At 32.1% G+C, this 15,856-nt stretch carries 12 protein-coding genes and 3 pseudogenes; 12 read left to right on the plus strand and 3 right to left on the minus strand.

Annotated features, from left to right (window positions below; all coding sequences use genetic code 11):
• Window positions 1-176 precede the first annotated feature (176 nt).
• From AXY43_RS25200 to AXY43_RS25220, 5 genes and pseudogenes are all read left to right on the plus strand, one after another.
• Window positions 177-1,733 carry an acyl CoA:acetate/3-ketoacid CoA transferase gene (locus tag AXY43_RS25200; RefSeq protein WP_039772531.1) on the plus strand — a complete coding sequence of 519 codons (1,557 nt, stop codon included), beginning with the start codon at window positions 177-179 and terminating at the stop codon, window positions 1,731-1,733.
• Between the two features lie 188 nt (window positions 1,734-1,921).
• A pseudogene (locus AXY43_RS25205) lies at window positions 1,922-3,315 on the plus strand (GntP family permease).
• 838 nt (window positions 3,316-4,153) lie between these two features.
• Window positions 4,154-5,047 carry an AraC family transcriptional regulator gene (locus tag AXY43_RS25210; protein ID WP_105412532.1) on the plus strand — a complete coding sequence of 298 codons (894 nt, stop codon included), beginning with the start codon at window positions 4,154-4,156 and terminating at the stop codon, window positions 5,045-5,047.
• Window positions 5,048-6,309: 1,262 nt separating this feature from the next.
• On the plus strand, window positions 6,310-7,089 hold the full coding sequence (locus AXY43_RS25215) for a class I SAM-dependent methyltransferase (protein ID WP_077856925.1): 780 nt from the start codon (window positions 6,310-6,312) through the stop codon (window positions 7,087-7,089).
• Window positions 7,090-7,195: 106 nt separating this feature from the next.
• Window positions 7,196-7,387, plus strand: coding sequence for a YwbE family protein (locus AXY43_RS25220; protein WP_012058272.1), 192 nt, complete (start codon window positions 7,196-7,198; stop codon window positions 7,385-7,387).
• Between the two features lie 96 nt (window positions 7,388-7,483).
• Here AXY43_RS25220 and AXY43_RS28780 read toward each other — a convergent pair.
• A pseudogene (locus tag AXY43_RS28780) lies at window positions 7,484-8,289 on the minus strand (IS3 family transposase); the annotation flags it as partial.
• A 217-nt stretch (window positions 8,290-8,506) separates the two neighbouring features.
• Here AXY43_RS28780 and AXY43_RS25235 point away from each other — a divergent pair.
• Together AXY43_RS25235 and AXY43_RS25240 are read left to right on the plus strand one after the other, a co-directional pair.
• Window positions 8,507-8,740, plus strand: a complete 234-nt coding sequence (locus tag AXY43_RS25235; RefSeq protein WP_017212769.1) for a hypothetical protein — start codon at window positions 8,507-8,509, stop codon at window positions 8,738-8,740.
• Window positions 8,721-9,758 (plus strand): LPO_1073/Vpar_1526 family protein, encoded by a 1,038-nt coding sequence (locus AXY43_RS25240; protein WP_017212770.1) that lies wholly within the window; start codon window positions 8,721-8,723, stop codon window positions 9,756-9,758. The genes AXY43_RS25235 and AXY43_RS25240 overlap by 20 nt, the downstream gene beginning before the upstream one ends.
• A 655-nt stretch (window positions 9,759-10,413) precedes the next feature.
• Here AXY43_RS25240 and AXY43_RS25245 read toward each other — a convergent pair.
• The gene (locus tag AXY43_RS25245; RefSeq protein WP_017212771.1) at window positions 10,414-10,926 is read right to left on the minus strand and encodes a MarR family winged helix-turn-helix transcriptional regulator; all 513 of its coding nucleotides are present in this window, start codon (window positions 10,924-10,926) and stop codon (window positions 10,414-10,416) included.
• Between the two features lie 143 nt (window positions 10,927-11,069).
• On the opposite strand from AXY43_RS25245, the gene AXY43_RS25250 reads away from it, so the two are divergent.
• Window positions 11,070-11,642 carry a flavodoxin family protein gene (locus tag AXY43_RS25250; protein WP_017212772.1) on the plus strand — a complete coding sequence of 191 codons (573 nt, stop codon included), beginning with the start codon at window positions 11,070-11,072 and terminating at the stop codon, window positions 11,640-11,642.
• A 21-nt stretch (window positions 11,643-11,663) separates the two neighbouring features.
• The gene (locus tag AXY43_RS25255) at window positions 11,664-12,866 is read left to right on the plus strand and encodes an alpha/beta hydrolase family protein (protein ID WP_087702690.1); all 1,203 of its coding nucleotides are present in this window, start codon (window positions 11,664-11,666) and stop codon (window positions 12,864-12,866) included.
• A 51-nt stretch (window positions 12,867-12,917) separates the two neighbouring features.
• Here the strand turns inward: AXY43_RS25255 and AXY43_RS28675 are convergent, their stop codons facing one another.
• The gene (locus AXY43_RS28675; protein ID WP_338418617.1) at window positions 12,918-13,157 is read right to left on the minus strand and encodes a hypothetical protein; all 240 of its coding nucleotides are present in this window, start codon (window positions 13,155-13,157) and stop codon (window positions 12,918-12,920) included.
• Window positions 13,158-13,645: 488 nt separating this feature from the next.
• On the opposite strand from AXY43_RS28675, the pseudogene AXY43_RS25265 reads away from it, so the two are divergent.
• The 3 genes and pseudogenes from AXY43_RS25265 to AXY43_RS25275 all read left to right on the plus strand — a co-directional run.
• Window positions 13,646-13,879 (plus strand): annotated as a pseudogene (locus AXY43_RS25265) (hypothetical protein); the annotation flags it as partial.
• Between the two features lie 236 nt (window positions 13,880-14,115).
• Entirely contained in the window at window positions 14,116-14,793 is a 678-nt protein-coding gene (locus tag AXY43_RS25270; RefSeq protein WP_105412347.1) for a response regulator transcription factor, read from the plus strand.
• Between the two features lies 1 nt (window position 14,794).
• Window positions 14,795-15,796, plus strand: a complete 1,002-nt coding sequence (locus tag AXY43_RS25275; RefSeq protein ID WP_105412348.1) for a sensor histidine kinase — start codon at window positions 14,795-14,797, stop codon at window positions 15,794-15,796.
• Window positions 15,797-15,856 lie beyond the last annotated feature (60 nt).

Below are 15,856 nucleotides of genomic sequence, written 5' to 3' on the forward strand. Positions count from 1 at the left end.
AAAAAACACATATTTTTATGATTTATTTTATTTAAAAAGGTAAATAGAATTAATAGTAAACAGTTTAAAAAAAATAATATTTAAAGAGTTTAGTAGATTTGGAAAAGGTTTTCGACTTTAGGAAAGAAACTTGGCATCCTAATTGCTCTATAAAAAGGTACAAGGAGGGATTATGAATGAAATCTAAATCTAAAGTTATGTCAAAAGAGCAAGCTGTCGCTTTAATAAAAAATGGAGATACTATTGCAGTAGGTGGATTTGTTGGCTGTGCTCATCCAGAAGAAATTACAGCAGAAATCGAAAAATCATTCTTGAGTAAACAGTTACCTAGAGATTTGACATTAATATATGCAGCAGGTCAAGGTGACGGGAAGGATAAGGGGTTAAATCATCTTGGTTATGAAGGGCTGCTTAAAAGAATAATAGGTGGACACTGGAATTTAACACCAAAGCTCCAAAAACTGGCTATGGAAAATAAGGTAGAAGCATACAATTTACCGCAGGGAACAATATCACAGATGTACAGAGATATTGCTGCTGGAAAACCAGGGACATTAACTCATGTTGGATTGAAAACCTTTGTAGATCCTAGAATAGAAGGTGCAAGGCTTAATAAACTTACAACAGAAAACATCGTAAGTTTAATCAACATAGATGATAAGGAATATTTGCTTTATAAAACTTTTCCTATAAATGTTACCATTTTAAAAGCTACATACGCAGATGAGGATGGATATGCAACAATGGAAAAGGAAGCACTAACACTTGATGCAACTGCAATGGCTCAAGCAGCTAAAAATTCCGGTGGAATAGTAATTCTTCAGGTTGAAAAGATAGTTGCTAAAGGCTCACTTGATCCAAGAAAAGTAAAAATTCCAGGAATATATGTTGATGCAGTAGTTGTTGGGTCTCCTGAAAATAACATGCAAACTTTTGGTGAAGCATTTAACCCAGCATATTCCGGAGATGCTAGAGTACCAGTAGATTCAATAGAACCATTAGAGATTAATGAAAGAAAAGTAATAGCAAGAAGATGTGCTATGGAGCTTGTACCTGATGCCGCAACAAATCTAGGAATTGGTATGCCGGAAGGAATAGCTATAGTTGCTAGTGAAGAAGGTATTGGAGATAAAATGACTCTAACTGTAGAGCCAGGAGGAATAGGCGGAGTACCTGCAGGTGGCTTAAACTTTGGAGCTACAACTAATCCATTATGTATAATGGACCAGGCTACTCAGTTTGATTTTTATGATGGCGGTGGCCTTGATGTAGCTTTCTTGGGATTAGCACAATGTGATAAGGTGGGTAACATAAATGTTAGTAAATTTGGTCCTAAGATTGCAGGTTGTGGTGGATTTATAAACATAACTCAAAATTCTAAAAAAGTTATATACTGCGGCACATTTACAACAGGGGGACTAAAACTAAAAATAGATGAAGGTAAGTTAACAATACTAAGTGAAGGTAAGGTTGATAAGTTCGTAAATAAAGTTGAACAAATTACTTTCAGTGGTGAATACGCATCAAATATTGGACAGCCTGTACTTTATGTTACAGAAAGAGCAGTATTTAGATTATCTAAACATGGCTTAGTTTTAATAGAGATAGCACCAGGAGTAGATTTGGAGAATGATGTATTGGCTCACATGGAATTTAAACCAATAATATCACCAGATTTAAAACTTATGGATGAAAGTATATTCAAAGCAGAACCGATGGGATTAAAAATTTAAATATTAAGTTAGTATGTTATGGACTGATAGATAAAATTAGTTATAGGGTTCTGCAATGAGAATTAAACAAAAGAATATCATTGAGTTCTTGTTAGTGAATATATTCACAATATAAATTTAATCATCCATGAGGAACCCTATATGAACATATAGAAATAAAGAAAATATATATATGGAGGTATTATAATATGGCGGTTTTAGGAATTTTCTTAGCATTAGGACTACTAATTTTTTTAGCGTATAAGGGCTTCTCAGTTGTAGTTATGGCTCCAGTGTGCGCACTAGTAGCTGTTTTATTATCTGGAATGTCTATTTTACCAAGTTACACAGAAATATTCTTACCTAATTTAGCAAACTATCTAAAAGTTTATTTCCCATTCTTCTTATTGGGAGCTATATTCGGTAAAGCAATGGAGGAATCTGGCGCAGCAAAAGCTATTGCTAAAGCAATAGTAAACAAATTAGGTAAGGAGAGAGCAGTTTTAGCAGTTGTTTTATCTTGTGCAATTCTTACTTACGGTGGTATAAGTCTTTTCGTTGTTGCTTTTGCTGTATATCCATTTGCAGCTTCTGTTTTCAAAGAAGCAGATATACCAAAGAGACTTCTCCCAGTAACTATTGCATTAGGAGCGTTCACATTTACTATGGATGCTTTTCCAGGAACACCACAAATCCAAAACTCAATACCAATGAAGTTTTATAACACAGACCTTTATGCGGCTCCAGTTGTAGGTATCATAGCAACAATTATAATTTTATGTGGAGGTTTGGCTTATATAGAGTGGCGTAAACGTACAGCTCAGGCAAAGGGAGAAGGATATGGTACAGGGCATAAAAACGAGCCTGAATTTGATGAAAATGAAGCTTTGCCAAGCTTTGGTATGTCACTATTACCGTTGGTATCTGTGCTTATAGTTACTTTGGTTCTTCAAAAAGTAGTTTTCCCAAATTGGAATATCGCATCTTGGGCAACTCAAGCACCATATAACATGGCTGAAGGCGGAATTACAGGAACAATGAATAACTGGGCACTTATTATCGGGCTTCTTGTGGTAGTATACTTGCATGTTTATCAAATCCAAAAACTATGAAAGTTACTATACCTAAAGCTATTAACTTAGGTGCGATTGGTTCATTCTTAGCTATACTTAACACATCTTCAGAAGTTGGTTTTGGTAATGTTATCAAATCACTTCCAGCATTTAAATCTATAGCTAATGCTTTAATAGGAATTAATTCTAATGGTAGCCCGCTTCTTTCTGAAGCAGTTGCTGTAAATGTTCTTTCAGGGACAACTGGTTCAGCATCAGGCGGTATGAGTATAGTTCTTGACATGTTCGGTGAAAAATATATGGCATGGGCAGCAGCCACAGGTACAAGTCCTGAATTACTTCACCGTGTAGCTTCAATGGCTTCAGGCGGTATGGATACATTACCTCACAATGGAGCTGTTATTACACTTTTAGCAATTACAGGGTTAACTCATAAGCAAGCATACAGAGACATTTTCTTTATAACTGTATTAAAAACAGGAACATGTTTCATAATGATATTCCTTCAAAGTTTCTTACACTTTGTATAAAAATTGAAAGCAGAGAGGATTACGAATATTGTAAACCGTATTTTTAAGTTTTCATAAGATCAATATAAAGAGACAATTATAAGTGATGGTGTTACAATAACAAGCATAAGAGTAGAGGCTTAATAATAAATAGTTCTATAGAGTAGTGTGAAATCTACTCTTTTTTATTGTATAGGAATTTATATTCAAATTAAATATGTGGATAAGTTATGGAAAAGACAGATTAAGAAAGTTATGATTTGTAAAGAGAATAAAAAGGAAAATATATTCGCCTGCCAAATTTTTCTCACATTTATTCGAAAAGGCAGATGCGTAAAAAAATTTCAAGTTCCAAAGTCGACTGCGATTTTGTTCTTGTCAAATTTATATAGGAGTGTTTTATTATTCTATTAGTATATAGTGTGAGAAAAAGTCATATCTACATTAAGTACATGGGGGAAAAAATCATATATCTCCAACGTAGGTGTATAAAAATGAAAAATTTTATTTACAAGAGCAAATTAGGATAATGAAATAGTAAAAACTTTAAATGTAGAACTATATGTCAAAAGCAGAGTTTGAAAAAATATGAATAAGAATGAGATTCTAGAAAAATATAATCTAGAGACATATATTAACACTGAATTAAGTCAAAATTATAAAGATCTAGAATCTATACAAAGATATAATGTTCATTTTTAATCAATTTCAGACATAAATCCTCATAGAGAACCTGCAGGGGGCAGTTATAAATTCATGGCCAACACCTCAGAGGTCCAGAAAATTTTGTGATAAATTAACCCTACATAATTGTGCAGGAATAGTCGGATGGATAAATATGATTTCTGATATTCTATTGATGAAAGGAAGGTTACCAAATGGATTCGATAAAAAAATGAATGAAGCATTAAATTATATTGAAGAAAATCTTGATGGTGAAATTGATTTTAAAAAAGTAGCAAGGTTAGCATTTTGTTCAGAATATCATTTTCAAAGAATGTTTTCTTTTCTTGCGGGAGTTTCACTGTCTGAGTACATTCGTAGAAGACGTTTTACCTTAGCAGCTTTTGAACTTAATAATAGCAATATAAGAATAATTGACTTGGCCGTTAAGTATGGATACCAGTCAGCAGATTCATTTACAAGAGCGTTTCAAAATTTGCACGGGATAACGCCATCGGAAGCTCGATATAATGGAAAATCATTAAAATCATATCCAAGAATGACTTTTCGTTTATCAATTGAAGGAGGAAATGAAATGAACTATAGAATTGAAGAGAAAGAAGCATTTAATATAATTGGTATTAAGAAAAGAGTACCTATAATTTTTAATGGAGTAAATCCTGAAATTGCTAAGATGTGGCAAAGCTTAACTGTTGAAAATATCAATGAATTGAAAGAATTATCTAATACAGAACCAAGGGGACTAATAAGTGCATCTTTAAATTTTTCAGAAGGACGAATGGAAGAAAAAGGAGAGCTTGACCATTATATAGGTGCAGCGACTACCAAAGAGTGTCCAGATAACTTATCAAAACTTGAAGTTCCTGCTTCAACATGGGCAGTATTTGAAGCTGTAGGACCATTTCCAGATACATTGCAAAATATTTGGGGACGCATCTATTCTGAATGGTTTCCATCTTCAAACTACGAACAAAAACAAGGGCCAGAGATCTTATGGAATGAGAATAAAGATGTAACTTCACTAACTTTTAAAAGCGGAATATGGATACCGGTTATAAAAAAGTGCTAGTATAGACAAGTAAAAAAATAAAGAAGAAGTAGAAATATCACATTATTCAGAAATGAATTTTGTGGTATTTCTTTATACAGCAGATGTCAAGAAAATTACCGTTACTCAAGGAAATGTATCTTGTGGAATTTAAGGTGAGAAATGAATATAAAAATATTAAATATACAGTCTGGTAATATGTTATAACTTGTAAGCCCCACACACGTATCAACTCCTATAAATATTATTTTCTATAACTTGTTAAGCTTTTTTAATTTAGGATAAAAAATTGGAATTTTAAATTAGGACCTCTGGGGTAATAGTAGTGAGTTTAAGAATGACTTGATATCTGATATAAATAACAATATTAAGAAAGTAAAAAAAACAATATTCAGTATGGTTATCGAACTGAATATTGTTTTTTAAAAGAGCATAACAATCTTAACTAGCACAATAAAAGATAGTTTATTATCATATAAAAATCTTTCGACTAATAATACAACAAATCACAACCTAATAATCATGTTTTGCTCCACCAAACAACATATTTACTCAACTCAATATAACCTCACGGCTATATAAAATCAATTTAACACATTGAATAATGTTAACTCGACCTTATATAATAAGTTGGAGTACCATTATAATAGATATAAATCAACTATAATAAAACTTTTCCCCATCATATAAAATCTTATCGCCGACTAATATAACAGCCATAATATTATGACCATTATATAATCTTTGTTCGACCTGTATACACCCTAACTCAAGAGCATATATAAATCTTTGCTCAACTGTTATGTTCCTTATAATATTACTATGTGCAATTTTAGTTATAGTATACATAAAATAAAATTGAAATTAATGGAAGATGGTGAGGACTATTTTTCCATGAAATTATTAGGAATATGCAAAATCAATCACGTAAAGAATCATAAAGCTACAGCATATTCACTTTCACAGAGTGCTGGATGAAATTAATAACGTTAATTAAGAAAAGGTGCTAGTCTTGGTTAGATGGAGCACTTTTTTTGCTTTTAACTTCTATGTTAAAATTAAGAAAGAGAATATTTTTAATTATTTAGTGCGGTAAATTTATAGAATACTATGAGTTATTTGTGCATAATGTCCTATTGTATTCCGGTATTTATAAAGAAAACTCATATTTCAACTGAAATATAGTATAATGTTTGGTAGAACAAAAGAATAACTATATATTTTGTAATTATAAATTCATAATTATTTTTGCAATATATATGAAGAAAGACAGAGAGGGAAAAATGAAGATTGCAGTTACTACTACAAGAGATGCAGATGAGAGTCTAAATTATAAAGCAAAAGGTGTATCTAAAGATTTAAATATATCATATATAAAAAGAGGTAATTTTAGTATCAAAGAAACAATTTTGAAAGATGGTTTTGACTATTTATTAGTAGTTGAAAGAGACAAGATTGTTATAAAGGGAGAAGATAGTGCACTGTTTTGGCATCCTAATATGTCAGAACTTAAGGTTAAATCAATAAGACAAGGAAATAAGGAAGCTATAATAGAGGCAACAAAATTAGAAGAAGGAAATAGTATATTGGATTGTACATTAGGTCTTGCAGGTGATTCTCTTGTCTTTTCGGCAGTTGTTGGAGAAAAGGGATATGTAGTAGGAACGGAAATTAATAAGTATATAGCTTATTTAAGTAAATGTGGATTAGAAAACTATAATGGTGTTAATGGCAAAAATATAGATAATATAAAGGTTGTTAATGAATCATATGAAGATTATATTTTAAAGCAAAGAGATAATAGTTTTGATGTAGTATATTTTGATCCTATGTTTAAAGAACCAAATAGAAAGTCAACATCAATAAATTCCTTTAGGGATTTTGCAGATCACAAAGGATTAACAAAAAATATTTTAATGGAAGCACTTAGAGTATGTGCAAAAAGAGTTGTTATTAAAGAAAGACAAGGCTCTAATGATTTTGAAAAGCTAGGAATAGAAAAATATTATGGCGGTAAAAAAAGCGGTTCAATTATTTATGGAGTAATTGAAAAAAATATATAAAAAATTTAGATGTGCTAAGGTAAGCAGTTTTATATGAAAGGTTTAAATAATAATTAGTTTAGTGTACAATGGGATAAATATTAATCATAGATGAGAGGAAATTGAAATGAACGGAACAAAGAGAAGTAATATTAAAATAGGAGCAACGGTTTTAGTTGTTCAAAAGCAGGATCAACGTACAGGAAAATTGACAGAAGGAATAGTGGCGAAAATACTTACCAATTCATCAGAGCATCATCGTGGCATAAAAGTGATGCTTGAGAGCGGTATTGTGGGCAGGGTGAAAGAGATAAAGTAACAGTTACTTGGGAAATTATTTAATAGTATGCATAAAGGTTAGAAGTAAAAATAAAATAGTCCCTATGTCAAGGACATTTTGAAAAAGGCTAGGCGGCAAAAGCTGGTTTCTGTATTGTACAGGAGCCAGCTTTTTGAGCTCCCATTGATACCTGTAATTATTATAATAATCCATATAATTGTCAATAGATGCTTCTAATTCATCAAATGTCAAACAATTTTTTGAGTATATGTCATCTTCTTTCATATGACCGAAAAAAGACTACTGCGGGGCGTTATCCCAACAATTTCCTTGCCTAGACATAGACTGGCTAATCTTATATTTTTTGAGAAATTTTTGAGACCTTGGACTAGTATAATGAACTCCTTGATCTGAATGAATAAAGGTGTCTTTATTTAACAGTTTTTTATGATTTTTCATTAACTTTTTAACTGTTTCAATAGCTATATCTAAAATAAGATTGATTGAAAGATGATATGAAAGAATTTCATTTGTGGACGCATCATTAATAGTTGATAAATAGGATCTGTTAGTTGAGCTGTATGTTAGATATGTTATATCTATTAATAAAACTTTTCCAACCAAGCCTTGCTTGAAATTTCTGTTTAAGATATTTGGTACAACAACATGTTCACGAGTAGCTTTCATCATTCTACGATAAGGATTAGCTTTTCTAATAGGCATACAATATTGTATTTTCTCATTATTCTTTGTATACACTTTCGATTTATTATGAGATTAAATTCATGATCTATTACCATTTTTATAGAGCGAGATCATTTTTTATATCCTCTATGCTTAAATGCTTTAAGCACAATATCATTTAACTCCAACTCTCTTTTTTCTTTGTAATTACGTTCATCCGCTAATTTCAGATAATTATAATAACCAGATCTAGATACTAATAGGAAAAGTTTAAAATGAAATGTATATATTCAATGGCTATGTCATATCCAATTCTGGGGGTGTCCCACCGTTGATGTGGTAATTATCTATTGGTTTAATATTTTATGGGATATTAATTCCTGCAATCCATGGTATAATTTGTTATATAGAGATATTAATTTTTGCACTTTAGAAATAGACATAATATTTTAGAAAGTTAAGGGGAGTATCAGAATGTTATCATGGTTAGTGAATAATAAAGAATGGTTTTTTAGTGGAATAGGTGTACTCATATTAAGTACAGTAATTGGATTTTTTATAAAGCAAAAGGCTAGTATTATTCAAAAGCAGAAGTCTGGGGATAACGGTATCAACATACAATCTGCAGGTTCATTAAGTATGTCTAATAGTTTTAATGACAATGATAAGAATGACGAGGGAGATGAAAATGAGTATGTTCAGAATTAATCAGAAGCAAAAAAGTGGCGATAATTCGTATAATATTCAAGGACAAAATGTAATTATAGGAGTTTCGGCAACTGAAGCTCGTCAAATAGCAATGGATGTTTTTGAGGCAAACTTTTATAGAATATCTGAATTGGCAGCTAATAAAGCAAAAGAAAGAGCTGAAAAGCTTTTGGATAACTATTTGAGTAAGATTGAGGCAGAGAAACCTAGTGTATTATCAGAAACCCAAAATCCTGATATGCAATATGCTATTTTTACTGCTCAAAAAGAGTTCGCTCGTACTGGAGATGATGAACTTGGAGAGTTGCTTGTCCAATTATTAGTTGAGCGTACAAAGGAGGATAAGCGTAATTTGGTTCAGGTTGTTCTTAACGAGTCTTTGGAAGTAGCACCAAAGTTAATGCCTGACCAAATGGATGTTTTATCAATTGTATTTCTTCTTAAATATACAGGGTATAATGGAATGACGAGTTTAAAAAGTATTGGCTCTTACATAGATAAGTTTATTATACCCTTTATTCAAAATCTAAATAAAAAGCGATCAACTTATCAACACTTGGAGTTTGCTAGTTGTGGGAATATTTCCATTGGAGAAACAAAAATTGAAAATATCTTTTTAAATACATATCCTAGACTTTTTTGTAAGGGACTTTCAGAAGAACAAATAAAATCTATACCTGAAAATGCACGAGATATTTTAATTCCTTGTTTGCATAGTCCAGAAAAGTTACAGATTTCTGCACTTAATAATGATGTTTTAGATAATATTTTAAAACAAAAGTTACTATCGAATGAAGAGAGAGAAATAATAAAGAAGCTATTTTTAACAGAAAGGATGTCTGAAATTGAAGTAAAAGAATTTCTGTTACAGTTACGTCCAGGGCTGTTCGCATTATTTGATGTGTGGGATAACTCTTCTATGAAAAACATGACATTAACTAGCGTTGGAATAACAATTGCACATGCTAACATTCAGAGAAGAATTGGAGAAAAATTTGATTTATCAATATGGATTTGATAATGTAAGGAAATATTTTCTGTTATGTTACTTTCAACTCTCTTATGTTATAATGAAGATAAAAATTAAAATCAGACACTCCGATAAGAAATTTTTATATAAAACGGCGAAAAGCGTTGATAATACTGAATTATAACAGGTTTCTGCCTGCTTTCGAACAGGGGTTCGATACCCCTCGCCTCCACCATAAAATCCACGACCATTTGTATGTGGCTTAAATAGCTACTTACAAGTGGTCGTGTTTTTTTGTTATGAGTAGCTTACATATAGAACAGATTTTTATATAGTGGGATTTCTGCTAGAGCTTGGTCTCATGATAATAATGTTAGTGAAAAACAATCTTATTATTTAGAATACTTCGTTAAAATTTAAATAGAAAAATATCAAAGGGATTAAAGATTAACATGGCAAATTATCTTTAGTGACAGAAGTTAAAAAAACGATATAGCAAAACAAGGCACTCTACGTTCAATTTACGTAAAGTGCCTTGTATATTTTATTAATAAAATTCTATTGCTACAGTTATGTAGAATTATTATCATAAAGAGTATATGAAATCAAAATAGACGCACTTTGTTGGTGTCAGGAACCTTTGTAAAAATTTTGTTTTCACATGTTACCATAATTTACCTAAATGATACTGTTTTTTGCTCAATTATTCCAACATTTCAGCAGAAATATTCGGAATTTGTACTCTTTCTTCAAATCCATCCATTGGAACACCATCATAACTATATAGTTTTTTCAAAAGTTGCCATAGTGTTTCCAATTCTTCTTTACTGAAATCATTAAATATATCAGTCATAAAATTTTTCTTAACGTCCCTTGCATTTTTTGAAACAGAATTGATGCCAGCTTCTGTAAGCATTACATTAACAGCTCTTTTATCCTTTTCTGATGGCACTACTGATATATAGTTTTTCTTTTCAAGGCTTTTTATAATCCTTGTTGCATTCTGCTTAGTGGTACCCAATTTACCTGCTATATTTATGATTGTAGCATCACCTTCAGGTATATGAAGTATTGCTAAAAGTGTCAACAGCTGCTTACTTGTTAGATCACCGCTGTAACTGTCCCCAGCAGTCTGAAGTTTGTTTGAAACCGCTATGAGACTGGCATATGTCTGATCCATTATATACCTTAGTTCGTTCAATTCTTTGTTATCCAATTTCAATCCTCCCGATTAATATAGTTTATAAAAATATTATATCATATATAGACAATGCGTTGACAAATAAATTTTAAAAGTATATACTTGATTTTAGACAATGCGTTGACTAAAATTAAAAAAGATTTTTAAGGAGAATAGAAATGAAATTTATAACTATTATGGGAAGTCCAAAGAAAAACGGAAAAACTAATTTTACACTGTCACTATTCGAAGACCAGATGAGAAAAGCTGGCCATGAAATTGAGAGAATTAATGCCATAGATATAAATATTAACGGCTGCAAAGAATGTTACGCCTGCACACATAAAAGTTCAGAACATGGATGTCCTCAAAAGGATGATTGGGACATGGTATTTAAGAAAATGCTCGCTGCAGATGCTTTAATATATGCAACACCGCTTTTCTGCTATGGTATGAGCGCTCAACTTAAACCACTTACGGACAGGCACTTTAGTCTAATGAATAAGGATCTGTTAAAAGGCAAACTTTCAGCACTACTAGTTACTAGCGGAGGTGAAGAAGCCAACAACACAGATCTTCTTCAAACAATGTTTAGACGTGCTTTTGATATAAATGAAGGAGATAAATTCAAAACTACTGTCGTTGGGAATTACGTTGCAGAATGGAGCATAAAACCTGACTTTGAAAAAAGAGCAGAAGCAGTTGCCGAAAAAATGTTTAATGACTTTAACTGTGCTATTTTGAGCAAATAATTTTAGGGAGGTTAATACACTATGAGTATATTATTTAAAGATGAACAATTTGATTTCCAGGTACTAAGATTACTTGGTGAAACAGCCTATTGTGCAGCTGATATAGGAGAAGTTGTCTCTACAAGCAATAGGATAACAGAAGGTGATTATGACAGTTGGTGTGATGAATGGGCTAAAACTGCCGAGAGATTACATGGTATAGGCAACAAAGCCTTGGTGGAAGGTCACTTAATAAGTGCCAAAAAGGCATATCTGCGCGCTTCTAACTATTACCGTACTGCAGAATTTTTTCTTCATGAAAATCCAAATCTAGAAAAAATTGAAAAGCTATTTGACGCAAGCACAGAATGCTTTTCAAAGGTTATGGAGCTTAATAATCCGGTAATTAAGTCTGTTATGGTACCCTATGAAGGTACAACTCTGCCTGCCCATTATTATCAGATAAATGATACAAATGAGCCAAATCCAGTTCTGATACTTTTAACAGGATTTGACGGTACAAAGGAAGAATTTTATGGACTAGCTATGACAGCCCTTGAACATGGAATGAGCTGTCTTGCTATAGAAGGTCCTGGACAAGGTGAAGTTGTTAAAAAGCAGCATTTATATTTCAGAGCTGACTATGAAACTATTGTTACCCCTGCTGTAGATTACCTCCTTGCGAATGAATCAATAGACCCGGAAAAGATAGTTCTATGGGGTGAAAGTTTTGGGGGATACCTCGCACCAAGAGCAGCAGCCTTTGAACATCGTCTTGCTGCATGTATAGCAAATAGTGGAATCTACGATTTCCTTGGAGGCGGAATAAAGAGCCTTAGTTTAACAAGAGAACAGATACTCACCATTGCTGAAAAAGACCCTGAAACTCTTAATAATAAGCTGTATCAGATTACGAAAAAAAGTCCTGAATTTCGATGGAAGATATCTCAAGGCATGTATGTATTCGGATGTAGCATGCCAGCAGAATTTGTTATAGCTGCAGGAAAATATCTAATGAAAGGCATTGCAGAAAATATAAAATGCCCGACACTGGTTGTTGATACCGATGAGGACGGACTTGTTGATTCACAGGCCAAGCCACTTTATGATGCCCTCACTTGCAGAAAGGATTATATGCTCTTTACAGGCAAAGAAGGTGCAGGAGCACACTGTCAGTGCGGTGCAAAACTTATTGGCAATGAGAGAATTTTCAGCTGGATAGAAGATATTCTTTCCGAAAAGTAATAAGTCTCTCTAGCCTTCGTTAAATAGTTATATGTATTTATATATGGGCAGTTAACTCTGGACATGTACTTTGAGGTCAGCATGGGTTTTTATATCAATCCATTCATAAGCAGTATTATTTGGCGTTGTTATTCTTAAAGAGAAGTTAATCTCTTTAAAAATAACAGCACTTATTTTTTTTGAAAATGGAGAGGTAAGATTGTTTGATATGAGCTCATATTTAGAAGGAGGTATATTTAGAGAATTAAAAGATTTATCTTTATTCAAATCTGCGAGAGTTAGTTTTGACACAGTGGAATGAGAGAACGAGGCTGATATAGATCCTGGAACACTATATGAAGATAGTGTTCCTTATGGTGCTAATTATTAGTGGATTTTAAAGGTCACGCTTCGCCTCCACCAAATAAGAACTAGAATTTTGATACAATGCAAAGCCACTGATTTTAGTGGATTTCAGTGTTTTATAGGAAAAACTGTGGTAGAAAATTTTAAGTTTTTAGATTAAATTTATAGAATTTTATGTTGGACATGCACACCCCTGATTCTTTTTGAGTTAGGGGTGTGCATTTTTTGTTGGGGGTAGATCTTTTTGTAGGAATAATATTTACAAAAAATATTGTTTTAAAATGCCATTAGTATTGATCCAAAGTGAAATATTTATTTTAAGAAGTTATAGGTAAGTTATAATTAAAATAAAAGATGATAAGAACGGATTGTATAAAATAGAAATGCAAATTAAGAATAAGATTCAAGTATTTGACATAAAGGAGTTGATTCAAATGAAATGGCAAGAAGTTAGAGAAATGTATCCAAATCAATTTGTTAAATTTGAGATTGTGGAATATCATGAATATGAGAAAACTAAATATGTTGATGAAGTTGCAATTATAAAAGCAATAAAAGACGGCAGAGAAGCTATGAAGGAATTTACAAAATGTAAAAATGGTCAACTTGTGTATAGTACAGAAAATGAAAGCATTGTTATAGAGAAAATTAAACATATTGGAATTAGAAGCAATTTCAGCCCTTCGGACTTCAGAAGTATCCCTGGGGGTATTTGTGAGGGAAGAATGACTGAACTTGTTAAAGAAAATAGAAAGGAGGATATTTCCATTATTAGATTGCAGTTGTTTTAGTTACTTTTTAGGAGACTAAAATAACTGCAATTTTTGTTTTATTACAATTTAGTCACTTAAAAATCGTATAGGCTGTTATAATAATGTTAAATCTATAAGAGAGGTGATATAACTTGAAGATTTTACTAGTTGAAGACGATAAAATTATTGCATCTGGACTAGAATATTCCTTGAAGCAGGAGGGGTTTGATACAATGGTTTGTTATGATATTTCCTCAGCTAAGGGTGTTATAGAAGATAATAAATTTAATCTATGCTTATTTGACTTATCCCTGCCTGATGGAAGTGGATATGAACTATGTAAGATAGTTAGAGAAAAAGATGATACACCTGTCATATTTCTAACTGCTTGCGATGATGAAGTTAATGTAGTAATGGGACTTGATATTGGTGCAGATGATTATATAACAAAGCCTTTTCGTATCAGAGAACTTATTTCTCGCATAAGGTCTGTAATACGTAGATATGGTAAGGACAGCAGTTCAAAAGCAATATTAGAATTAAATAATATTCGTATTAATACTCTTGATGCAAAGGTATATAAAAATGATGAAGAAATTACTTTAACAGCGCTTGAGTATCGTCTATTGCTAATCTTTGCAAATAATCCGGGGCAGGTTTTATCAAGGAATCAAATCTTAGAGGGAATATGGGATGTAGCAGGAGATTTCGTAAATGATAATACGCTAACGGTTTACATAAAAAGGATAAGAGAAAAGCTGGAAGATGATCCACAAAAGCCTACAATTATAAAGACAGTCAGGGGTATGGGATATAAGGTTGGTGATTAAAATGATAAGAAATAGAGAGGTTAGAGTGTACTTTATTATTGCTTTTATAGTATCTACGATAGCAGCAGCATGCATTTTTTTCTTGAATGTTCTAGCAGGAATAATTTCTTTTATAGCCTTTGTTATCTTGTTTGTTAGTAGTTTTTGGTTTATTAAAAGAGAATATGGAGAGCTTGAGAAACTCTCTGGTTATCTGAGGCGTATTTGCAATGGAGAGTATTCACTGGATATTAGAGATAATGAAGAGGGAGAACTAAGCATTCTTAAAAATGAGATTTATAAGGTAACTCTTATGCTTTCAAAGCAAGGGGAACTTCTTAAAAAAGAGAAAATGCAGCTTGCTGATGCAATATCAGATATATCCCATCAGCTGAAGACACCGCTTACATCTATGAGGGTTATGTCAGACTTATTAAGCAATAATGACCTAGAGTCGGAAAAAAGAATTGAATTTACTAATAATATTGAAATGCAGCTTGATCGTATGCAGTGGCTGTTAACTTCTTTACTAAAGCTATCTAAAATAGATGCTGGAACGGTGAGCTTTAAAAAGGATAGAGTAGCTGTATCAGAACTAATTAGAAAATCAACTGAGCCTCTTCTGATTCCTATAGAAATTAAGAATCAAACACTAGTGATAGAAGGCGGTAGTAAAGTAAGCTTTATTGGAGATTTATACTGGACTACAGAGGCTTTAATCAACATAATAAAAAATTGCATAGAGCATACTGGAGAAGATGGAAGAATATCTATCTTCTTTGATGAAAATCCTTTGTTTACAGAAATAAAGATTTTAGATAACGGAAGCGGAATAGAAAAAGAAGATTTACCATATATTTTCAAGCGATTTTATAAGGGCAAAAATGCAGGTGAAGATAGCGTGGGAATAGGTCTTGCTATGGCTAAAACCATTGTTACAAGTCAAAATGGAGATATAAATGTAAGCAGCAGGAAAAATGAGGGGACATGTTTTATTATAAAATTTTATAAGATAACGGTATAAAGGATAGAAATTTATATCAAACAAAATTTAAGGCTTAAAAATTCATAAGTGACTAAATTG

Origin of the sequence: Clostridium sp. MF28, assembly GCF_002969175.1 — a bacterium.
GTDB lineage: Bacteria > Bacillota > Clostridia > Clostridiales > Clostridiaceae > Clostridium > Clostridium beijerinckii.

Bases quoted from the DNA above. Each gene is read 5' to 3' on its own strand.
- AXY43_RS25200 (WP_039772531.1), top strand. From the start codon at position 177: ATGAAATCTAAATCTAAAGTTATGTCAAAAGAGCAAGCTGTCGCTTTA.
- AXY43_RS25210 (WP_105412532.1), top strand. From the start codon at position 4,154: ATGAAAGGAAGGTTACCAAATGGATTCGATAAAAAAATGAATGAAGCA.
- AXY43_RS25215 (WP_077856925.1), top strand. From the start codon at position 6,310: ATGAAGATTGCAGTTACTACTACAAGAGATGCAGATGAGAGTCTAAAT.
- AXY43_RS25220 (WP_012058272.1), top strand. From the start codon at position 7,196: ATGAACGGAACAAAGAGAAGTAATATTAAAATAGGAGCAACGGTTTTA.
- AXY43_RS25235 (WP_017212769.1), top strand. From the start codon at position 8,507: ATGTTATCATGGTTAGTGAATAATAAAGAATGGTTTTTTAGTGGAATA.
- AXY43_RS25240 (WP_017212770.1), top strand. From the start codon at position 8,721: ATGAGTATGTTCAGAATTAATCAGAAGCAAAAAAGTGGCGATAATTCG.
- AXY43_RS25250 (WP_017212772.1), top strand. From the start codon at position 11,070: ATGAAATTTATAACTATTATGGGAAGTCCAAAGAAAAACGGAAAAACT.
- AXY43_RS25255 (WP_087702690.1), top strand. From the start codon at position 11,664: ATGAGTATATTATTTAAAGATGAACAATTTGATTTCCAGGTACTAAGA.
- AXY43_RS25275 (WP_105412348.1), top strand. From the start codon at position 14,795: ATGATAAGAAATAGAGAGGTTAGAGTGTACTTTATTATTGCTTTTATA.